General features: G+C 74.4%; 8 protein-coding genes, 2 pseudogenes and 1 riboswitch. Of the genes and pseudogenes, 3 read left to right on the top strand and 7 right to left on the bottom strand.

Features of this window, described 5'->3' with window-relative positions; all coding sequences use genetic code 11:
* Positions 1 to 1447 (top strand): annotated as a pseudogene (locus tag AB0J68_RS20135) (hypothetical protein); the annotation flags it as partial.
* Positions 1448 to 1462: 15 nt separating this feature from the next.
* Here AB0J68_RS20135 and AB0J68_RS20140 read toward each other — a convergent pair.
* From AB0J68_RS20140 to AB0J68_RS20170, 7 genes and pseudogenes are all read right to left on the bottom strand, one after another.
* Positions 1463 to 2248 (bottom strand): hypothetical protein, encoded by a 786-nt coding sequence (locus AB0J68_RS20140; protein ID WP_354859216.1) that lies wholly within the window; start codon positions 2246 to 2248, stop codon positions 1463 to 1465.
* 20 nt (positions 2249 to 2268) lie between these two features.
* Complete coding sequence (locus tag AB0J68_RS20145) at positions 2269 to 3141, bottom strand: PspA/IM30 family protein (protein WP_355066838.1); 873 nt, start codon at positions 3139 to 3141, stop codon at positions 2269 to 2271.
* A gap of 201 nt (positions 3142 to 3342) precedes the next feature.
* Entirely contained in the window at positions 3343 to 3804 is a 462-nt protein-coding gene (locus AB0J68_RS20150; RefSeq protein ID WP_354859213.1) for a helix-turn-helix transcriptional regulator, read from the bottom strand.
* 344 nt (positions 3805 to 4148) lie between these two features.
* A pseudogene (locus tag AB0J68_RS20155) lies at positions 4149 to 4643 on the bottom strand (CinA family protein); the annotation flags it as partial.
* A gap of 118 nt (positions 4644 to 4761) precedes the next feature.
* Positions 4762 to 5358, bottom strand: a complete 597-nt coding sequence (gene pgsA, locus AB0J68_RS20160) for a CDP-diacylglycerol--glycerol-3-phosphate 3-phosphatidyltransferase (protein ID WP_354859210.1) — start codon at positions 5356 to 5358, stop codon at positions 4762 to 4764.
* Between the two features lie 77 nt (positions 5359 to 5435).
* The gene (gene rimO / locus AB0J68_RS20165; RefSeq protein WP_354859208.1) at positions 5436 to 6944 is read right to left on the bottom strand and encodes a 30S ribosomal protein S12 methylthiotransferase RimO; all 1509 of its coding nucleotides are present in this window, start codon (positions 6942 to 6944) and stop codon (positions 5436 to 5438) included.
* 94 nt (positions 6945 to 7038) lie between these two features.
* Positions 7039 to 7962, bottom strand: a complete 924-nt coding sequence (locus AB0J68_RS20170) for an ornithine cyclodeaminase family protein (protein WP_363939890.1) — start codon at positions 7960 to 7962, stop codon at positions 7039 to 7041.
* Between the two features lie 93 nt (positions 7963 to 8055).
* A riboswitch (guanidine-III (ykkC-III) riboswitch) is annotated at positions 8056 to 8126 on the top strand.
* Between the two features lie 55 nt (positions 8127 to 8181).
* On the opposite strand from AB0J68_RS20170, the gene AB0J68_RS20175 reads away from it, so the two are divergent.
* A complete protein-coding gene (locus AB0J68_RS20175; protein WP_354859204.1) occupies positions 8182 to 8496 on the top strand; it encodes an SMR family transporter in 315 nt (104 codons plus the stop codon).
* 76 nt (positions 8497 to 8572) lie between these two features.
* Positions 8573 to 8818 carry a hypothetical protein gene (locus AB0J68_RS20180; protein WP_354859203.1) on the top strand — a complete coding sequence of 82 codons (246 nt, stop codon included), beginning with the start codon at positions 8573 to 8575 and terminating at the stop codon, positions 8816 to 8818.
* Positions 8819 to 8852: the final 34 nt, after the last annotated feature.

Genomic DNA, 8852 nt, shown 5'->3' on the forward strand with positions numbered 1-8852 from the left:
CGAACCCGGTCACGGGCGGCTGGCCGGGCGGCTCGGGGTCGCCCACCCGCACGCCGGGCCGCTCGCCCCGGCGACCCTGCCGCTCGGCCCGACCGACCCGGTCACCGAGGTGCTGTACGCCGCCGACCCGGCCATACCGGTCGGCGCGCCGGCCGACGGCACCCAGCTCTGGCGGATCAGCGGCAACGTCCGGCAGACCGAGCCGCTGCACTTCGGCGGCTGCGACGTGCAGCTCGTCAACCGGGTCGGCTGGGACGGCACGCAGCGCCCCCCGCACGGTGCGGAGCTGGGCTGGAAGCAGATCGTGCGGGTCAACCCGCGGGAGGACGTGGTGGTGGCGCTCCGCCCCGTGGCCCCGGCCCTGCCGTTCAAGTTGGGCGACAGCGTCCGGTTGCTCGACCCCGGCCGTCCACCCGGCGCGCGGGCCGGGTCGACGCCGATCAGCCCGACCGACGGGCGACCCGTAGTGGTGGTCAACCAGATGGTCAACCTCGGTTGGGAGTACCGCTGGCACAGCCAGCTCGCCGGCCACCGCGACCTGGGCATGAGTCGCCCGCTGGTGCTGCGGGTGACCCCGAGGGCCCCCACCGGGCTGACCGCCACGCCGGTGCCCGGCTCGGCCACCGCGCTGCCGGCGATCGCCCTGGCGTGGACCGGCAACGGCGGACGCCCGCCCGCGACCAGCCACCTGCTGCAACGAGCCACCGACGCGACCTTCGGCGGCGACGTCACCACGATCACCGTCGCGGCCGCCGCCACCCGCTACACCGACGCCACGGTCACCCCCGGCACGACCTACCACTACCGGATCCGCGCGGAGAACGACGTCAGCTACTCGTCCTGGTCGAACAGCGTGCCCGCCTCGGTGCACCTCGCCGCGCCGGGCGGGCTGATCGCGGCGATCCCGCCCGCCGCGCCGCTGCGGGTGGCCCTGCGCTGGACGAACCGCTCGTTCGCCACCGGCATCGACGTGCAGCGGGCCACCAACCCGACCTTCACCAGCGGCCCCGGCACCACGGCGATCGGGGTCGGTGACAACCACCTGGACACCACGGCCGCCCCGGACACCACGTACTACTACCGGGTCCGCACCACGTACCTGGGTGCCGCCTCGGCCTGGTCGACGGTGGCCGCGGCGAGCACCCCGCCCGCGCCGGGCACCCCGAGCGAGGTGACCGCCGCCGCGAGCGCGCCGGGGCCGGACACCGCCACCGTGGTGCTGGGTTGGACGGCGCACACGCCCGCCGGTCCGGGGTCCGGGTTCATCGTGCAGCGGGCGCTGGACCCGGCGTTCGGGCAGGAGGTGGCGACCTTCACCGTCACCGGTCGCGGCTTCACCAACACGGGGCTGGCCCGGGGCGTGACCTACCACTACCGGATCCGGTCGTTCAACGTCGTGGGCAGCTCGCCGTACACCGGCCCGATCCCGGTCACGACCCCACCGTGACGGGCCGGGCGGGGCTCAGCTGGTGGGTGCCCGCAGCCCGGAGCCGCCGGCACGCAGCTCGGCCAGGGCGGAGGCCACCCCGTGCAGCAGGTCGGTCGCCTCGGTGAGCCGGTCGGCTGCCGGGTGGGTGGGCTCCGGTCGGGCGTCCTCGGCGAGGTAGCCGGCGGCGGCGACCACCAGCCGCTCGTAGGCCGCCACGCCACTCTCCAGCTGGGCGGTCAGCGTGCGGTGCGCCTCGGCCAACGGCGCCCGGGCGTCGGTCGGCGCGAGCCGCAGGGCCCGTTCCACGCTGGCCACCCGCGCGGCGAGGTCGCGCAACGACCGGTCGGCGGCAGCGGCCTCCAGCACGGCCGGCTCGGCCAGCCCGGTAAGCCGGGGCGCCATCCCGGCCAGGGTGAGCGACGCTCGGTCCAGTCGGGCCCACTGCTGCCCGGCGGTGGTGCCGCGCAGCGCGACCCGGCTGCGAACGCGGCGCACCTCGGCGAGCACGCCCGAGCCGACCGGCAGTCGCTCGACGGCGGCCACCAGCCGGGCTCGGGACCGGGCGGCAGCCTCGGCCGGATCCAGCGCCGGGGGCGCCGGGCGGGCGGCCAGCGCCCGCAGATCGATCCAGCGCCAGGCGGCCAACGCCACCGCGCTGCCCGCGGCGCCGGCCCAGGCCGCGTCCGGCAGACCGAGGCCGGCGTACGGAGTCAGCACCGCCGCGGCGCCGCCGAGCCCACCGGCCAGTACGCTCCACCGCCGGGCAGACCGGCGCAGCCGACCCAGCCGACGGAAGTACCGCGTCCGCTCGTCTGCCACCGAAGACCTCCTCGAACCGTTCAGCCGGCGGCGGTCGGGTCGCCGGTGCCCCGTTCGCGGGCCATGCTGGCGCGCAGCTCGTCCAGCCGGGCCGCGGCGGTCGGGTCGCTGCCCGGACTCGCCGTCTCACCCTGCGGCACCGCCGGGCGCTGCGCCGTGCCGCCGAGCTGCTCCCCCGCCATGCTGGACCGGATCTGCTCCAGCCGGGCCGAGCCCGCCGAGTCGATGGTCGCCTTCTGGATCTCCAGCATCCGGCCCTCGACGGAGTTGCCGGCCAGCTCCGCGCGGCCCATCGCGTTGGCGTACCGCCGCTCGATGCGGTCACGCACCTCGTCCAGCGACGGGGTGGTGCCGGGGGCGGTCATCGACGACATCGACTCCAGCGAGCGGGCCACCGTCTCCTGCATCTTGGCCTGCTCCAGCTGGCTGAGCAGCTTGGTGCGCTCGGCGAGCTTCTGCTGGAGGATCATCGAGTTGTTCTCGACGGCGCGGCGGGCCTGCGCGGCGGCGCCGAGCGCCTGGTCGTGCAGGGTCTTCAGGTCCTCGGTGGCCTGCTCGGCCGAGACCAGCTGGGTGGCCAGGGCCTGGGCGGACTGCTCGAACCGCACCGCCTCGGCCTCGTCGCCCTTGGCGCGGGCCTGGTCGGAGAGCACCAGGGCCTGCCGGGCGTTGCCCTGCAACCGCTCGACCTCGGACATCTGCCGGGACAGCTTCATCTCCAGCTGACGCTGGTTGCCGATGACCGCCGCAGCCTGCTGGACCAGCGCCTGGTGCTGCCGCTGGGCATCCTCGATGGCCTGCTGGATCTGCACCTTGGGATCGGCGTGCTCATCGATCTTGGCACCGAAGAGCGCCATCAGGTAGTTCCAGCCCTTGACGAACGGGTTCGCCATCTCCGCGGTATCCCCTCAGTAGCGTCGCTCCACCGCGATCGGGCCGGGTTCAGCCGACCGACCGCGGACCGGCCGGCCTCCATCGTCCCAGCCGAACGCCACCGAGGCATCCGTACCGGGTGCTCGACGGGAACCGTCGGCTCCTGCGGGCCACCCTACGCGGCTGTGGCCACGTCGCCCATGGTCAACCGCTCGGCGGGCTCAGGCGGCGCAGACCACGTCCCGGTCGCGCTCGGTGGGGCGGACCCGGGTGCTGCGCAGGGTTGCCCGCAGCGGCGAGTCCTGCCGGACCGACACGGCGACCTTGCCATCGGAGGTGACCTGACGGACGCCCCGGTTGGCGCCCTTGCGCACGGCGGTCGTCGCGCCGACGGGCGCGGCCTCGGCCGGCTCGTCCTGCATGCCGACGAGCACCCCGGCGGGCATCTGCTCGGCGAGGGCCACGGTGTCGCTCACCTCGCGCAGCAATTCGGAGAGGCGGGCACCGAGCGCGTCGCAGATCGCGGCGAGCAGCTCGCTGGACGGCTCCTTGTGCCCCCGCTCGATCTCGGAGAGGTAGCCGAGGCTGACGTTGGCGGCGGTGGACACCTCACGCAGTGTGCGCTGCTGTCCCTGCCGGCGCGCCCGCAGTGCGTCACCGATCACCCGGCGTAGCAGGACCATCGCACCTCCCCCTGAGGGATACCTCTCGCCCGGCGTCGGGCGGCCGGCCGCAGCGGACCGCGCCGACTCCGAGCGTCGGAGCCTTCCCGCAACCGTACCCGCTGTGGGGCCCGGCGACATCCCGCCCCGCCCGTTGGTTCGCCCGGGGCGGCTCATCGACGCCCCGCACCGGCCGTCCCCAGACCGTCCCGGGCGGCCTCGTCGGCCGTCCCCAGACCGTCCCGGGCGACCTCGTCGGCCGTCCCCAGACCGCCCCGAGCGACCTCGTCTGCCGTCCCCGGACCGTCCCGGTCGGGCTCGTCGGCCGTCTCCAACCCGTCCCGGGCGGCTTCGTCGGCGGCGTGGATCCGTTCGGCGAGCAGCCGCAGCGCCTCGATCACGGCGGCCGAGCGTACGTGGTCCCGCCCGCCGTCCAGGTCGAGCTGGCGGACCTCGGCGGCACCGCCCGGGCCGGCGACCGCGACGTAGACCAGGCCCACGGGCTTGCCGTCCTGCGGCTCCGGGCCGGCGACCCCGGTGGTGGCGAGCCCCCAGTCCGCGCCGCAGCGCCGCCGGCCGCCCTCGGCGAGCGCCGCCGCCACGTCCGGGTCGACCGGGCCGCGCTCGGCCAGCAGATCGGCCGGTACGCCAGCCAGCGTGGACTTCAACTCGGTGGCGTAGACGACCAGCCCGCCCCGGTAGATCCCACTGACCCCGGCGATCTCCACGATCGACGCGGCCAGCAGCCCGCCGGTGAGCGACTCGACGGTGGCCACTGTCTCGTGGCGCTGCGACAGACTGTGCACGACACCCGCCGCCGCGCTACCCGTCGCGTTCTCTTCCCGCTCTTCCCGCCGCATGAGCTCGTCCTTCCCCACCCGCCGACCCCCAACCCTCCCGGCCGAACCCCGTCGATCATGAAGTTATCGCCCCGACACGCCGGCCCGGACGGCAATAACTTCATGATCACCGGGGGGGTCAGGGGTGGTGGGGGCGGCGGAGGCGGAGGGCTTGGGTTATGTAGTCGAAGCCCGTCGCCACCGTGACCAGGACGGCGGCACCCATGATCCAGGGGCCGACGGCCACGAGGGCGGCCGGCATCGGCCAGAGGTACCAGGCGATGGCCAGGATCTGGAGCGCAGTCTTGATCTTGCCGCCGCGGCTGGCCGCGATCACCCCGTGCCGGATCACCCAGAACCGCAGCCCGGTGATGCCCAGCTCGCGGACGAGGATCAGCGCCGTCACCCACCAGGGCAGCCGGTCGTACCAGGAGAGCAGCACCAGGGCCGCGCCGGTGAGCGCCTTGTCGGCGATCGGGTCGGCCACCTTGCCGACCGAGGTGACCAGAGCGAACCGGCGGGCGATCCAGCCATCCACCAGGTCGGTCGCCGAGGCCACCGCGAAGATCAGACAGGCCGCCATCCGCCAGCCCGCGTGGGTCATCCCCGACACGATCACGGACGCGGCGAAGACCGGCACCAGCACCAGCCGCAGCGCGGTCAGCGCGTTGGCCGCGTTGAGCACGGGCACCCGCGCGACCACCCGGGCCGGCGTCGACTCCGTCGCCCCGGTCACCGCCTCGCTCCGCTCGGGTCGCCATGGCGTTTCCGGCACCGCACCACCAGGCTCCCCCGCTTCGTCCGGGCCCGCCGTCACCGTGCCGCGCCGGGCGCCGCCGAGATCATCTCATCCGGCACCGCGAGCAGATCCACCCCTTCGGTGCCGGTCACCGTGGCCCGCACCAGGTCACCCGGGCGCAACGCGGCCAGGTCGACCCCGCCGTCGGCAGGTGCGACCAGGGTGGTGGAACCGTCCACCTCCGGCGCCTGGTGCGCCGCCCGGCCCTCCACCACGCCGTCGACGATCGCGTCGACGAGCACCTCGACGGTCGAGCCGAGCCGGTCCTCGGCCCGCTGCGAGCAGAGCTCGTCGGCGAGCGCGCTGAGCCGGTCGTAGCGCCGCTTGATGGTCGCGGCGGAGACCTTGCCGGGCAGGCCGGCCGCCTCGGTGCCGTCCTCGTCGCTGTAGTCGAACATGCCGATCGCGTCGAGTCGGGCCTCGGTCAGGAACCGGGTCAGCTCGTCGATGTCGGCGCGGGTCTCGCCGGGGAAGCCCACGATGAAGTTGCTCCGCGCGCCCGCTTCCGGGGCCAGCGCGCGGGCACTGGCCAGCAGCTCCAGGAACCGGTCGGTGGAGCCGAAACGCCGCATCCGACGCAGCACCGGCTCGCTGGAGTGCTGGAACGACAGGTCGAAGTACGGGGCCACCCCCGGTGTGCCGGCGATCGCCTCGACCAGACCGGGCCGGGTCTCGGCCGGCTGGAGATAGCTCACCCGCACCCGGACGATCCCGGACACCGCGGCGAGCTGCGGCAGCAGCTTCTCCAACGCGCGGGGGTCGCCGAGGTCCTTGCCGTACGAGGTGGAGTTCTCGCTGACCAGCACCAGCTCCCGTACGCCGGTCTTGGCCAGCCACTCCGCCTCGGCGAGCAGCTCGTCCGGCGTACGCGAGACGAAGGCCCCACGGAACGCGGGAATGGCACAGAACGCGCAGCGCCGGTCGCAGCCGCTGGCGAGCTTCAGCGAGGCGACCGGGCCGGTGTCCAGTCGGCGGCGCAGCACCTGGCGCAGGTGCGCCGGGGTGTGCTCGTCGGTGTCGACGACGGTGCGCGCCACGGTGCCGTGCCCGGGCAGGGACACGGTGGCGCTCTGGCGCTGCACCGGGGTCAGCGGCAGCAGCTCGCGGCGGTCCCGGGGAGTGTGCGCGGTGATCTGCTCCCCGGCGACGACGGCGTTCAGCCGGGCCGCGATGTCCGGGTAGTCGTCGAAGCTCAGCACCGCCTGCGCCTCGGGCAGGCTGTCGGCCAGCTCCCGGCCGTAGCGCTCGGCCATGCAGCCGGCGGCCACCACCTTCGCGCCGGTGCCGGCGGCGGCGAGCAGGGTCTGGATGGAGTCCTGCTTGGCCTTCTCCACGAAACCGCAGGTGTTGACGACCACCACGTCGGCGCCCTCGCCGTCGGTGGTCACCTGCCAGCCGTCGGCGTGCAGGCGGGCGGCCAGCTCCTCCGAGTCGACCTCGTTGCGGGCACAGCCCAGGGTCAGCAGGGCGACGCGACGGCCGTCGGCGTTGTCGGAAGGAGAAGGAGAGGTGGCAGACACCATCCGAGGGTACCGGGCCGGCCGCGGAAGCCCGCGCACGCGGGCCGGGGTGGTCGTCCGGCACACACCTCGCGCGTCGTCGCCGGGCGCCGACCCGTCAGCGCGCCCCGATGCCCACGCGGGTCAGCGCGTCGAGCAGGAAGACCTCCGTGCCGGCCAGGCCCGTGGAGCAGAAGACGGAGAGCTGGTCCGCGGTGGTCCGGCCGGGGACCGCGCCGGCCAGGATGCCGCCCAGGTCACGCAACCGTCCGGCGTACGGGGGCAGGGCCGCGAGCATCGGCGGCTGGTAGTCCGCCGCCTGGGCCGGCGAATCGGTGACCAGCAGGTCGGCGACGTCCAGCAGGTCGATGCCGAACTCGCTGCGGTCGTGCTGCTTGAAACCCACCGCGTTGACGTGCGTGCCGGGGCTCACATCGGCGGCGCGCAGCACCGGGGTGGGGCTGGTGGTGGCGAGCACCACGATGTCCCGCCCGGTGACCGCCGCGCCCGCGTCGGCGACCGCGCGGGCCGGCACGCCCAGCTCGGCGCGCACCCGGGCGGCGAAGGCGTCCCGGCGCGCCGCCGAGCGGCTGTGCACCACCACCTCGCGCAGCGGACGGACGGCCGCCGCGGCCCACACCTGGGTCCACGCCTGCCGCCCGGAGCCGATCACGCCGAGGGTCGCCGCGTCCGGCCGGGCCAGCGCGTCGACCGCCACGCCACCCAGCCCACCGGTACGCCGGGAGCCCAGTTCCTCGCCGACGGCTACCGCCCGGACCGCGCCGGTGCGGGCGTCGTGCAGCACCACCAACTGCTCGCCCTGCGGGTGGCCGAACGTGTCGTACGAGCGGTAGCCGTACCACTCGCCGACCAGGTGCCCGGCGGTGAGCACCATCCGTCCCCCGCCGAGCGGGGCGGCGGCCCGGGGAGGGGCGACCAGCCGCCCCTCGTACGCGGCCACCAGGGCGACGCGCATGGCGTCGACGGTGGTGGTGGCGTCCAGGACGGCGGCGATCTCGGGATCGGCATAGAGCAGGGCCATCTCGCCATACTGCAAGTTGAAGCGAGGTAGAGGTCAACGCGTGGTGGCGGAAGTCACCATCCCGGCCGCCGGGCCGGTGCTAGCGTCGGCCACGGTGGCCCCGGATGCCGGTGACCACTCCGGACGAGTGGTGGGCGTACCCGGTCAGGCCAAGACGCCCCACGTGACGACCCGACTCGTCCGGTGCGGCAGCCCGGGCGCTCCTTCGTGAGGTGGACGATGGCCTGGCTGGTGTTGGTGATCTCTGGACTGTTGGAGACGGTCTGGGCGATCGCCCTGGACCGCAGCGCCGGCTTCAGCCGGCTGCTCCCGTCGGCGGTGTTCGTGCTGGCCCTGGTGCTGAGCATGGGCGGGCTGGCGTACGCGCTGCGCGACATCCCGGTCGGCACCGGCTACGCGGTCTGGGTCGGCATCGGCGCGGTGGGGACGGCGCTGGTCGGGATGCTGGCGCTCGGCGAGTCGGCCAGCCTGCCCCGGGTCCTCTGCCTGCTGCTGGTGATCGCCGGCGTGGTCGGACTGAAGATCTTCCACTGAAGAGATACGCGTGACCAATGTCCACGGTGGGTAGTTGATCGGTCTGGCACGACAGGCTCTCACACCGGAGGAAGACATGGCCGACGTCCCCACCACCGCCCGCCCGCGTAACAACGCCGCCCGCATCCTCACCATCGTGGGCTTCGTCTTCGCCGTGCTCGCCCTGTTGCTCAACCCGATCATCTTCGGTGTGCTCGGCGTGATCGCCGGCGTCGTCGGCGCCGTCCTGGGCGACAAGCCGCTGGGCTGGTACGCCGCCGCGGCCAGCGTCGTCGCCGCGATCATCAGCCTGGTGATCATCGGCGCGCTGATCAACAACTGAGCGTTCCTCTTCCACGGGCCCGCCGGCTTCCCGC

This window comes from Micromonospora sp. NPDC049580, from assembly GCF_040675595.1.
Taxonomy (GTDB): Bacteria; Actinomycetota; Actinomycetes; order Mycobacteriales; family Micromonosporaceae; genus Micromonospora.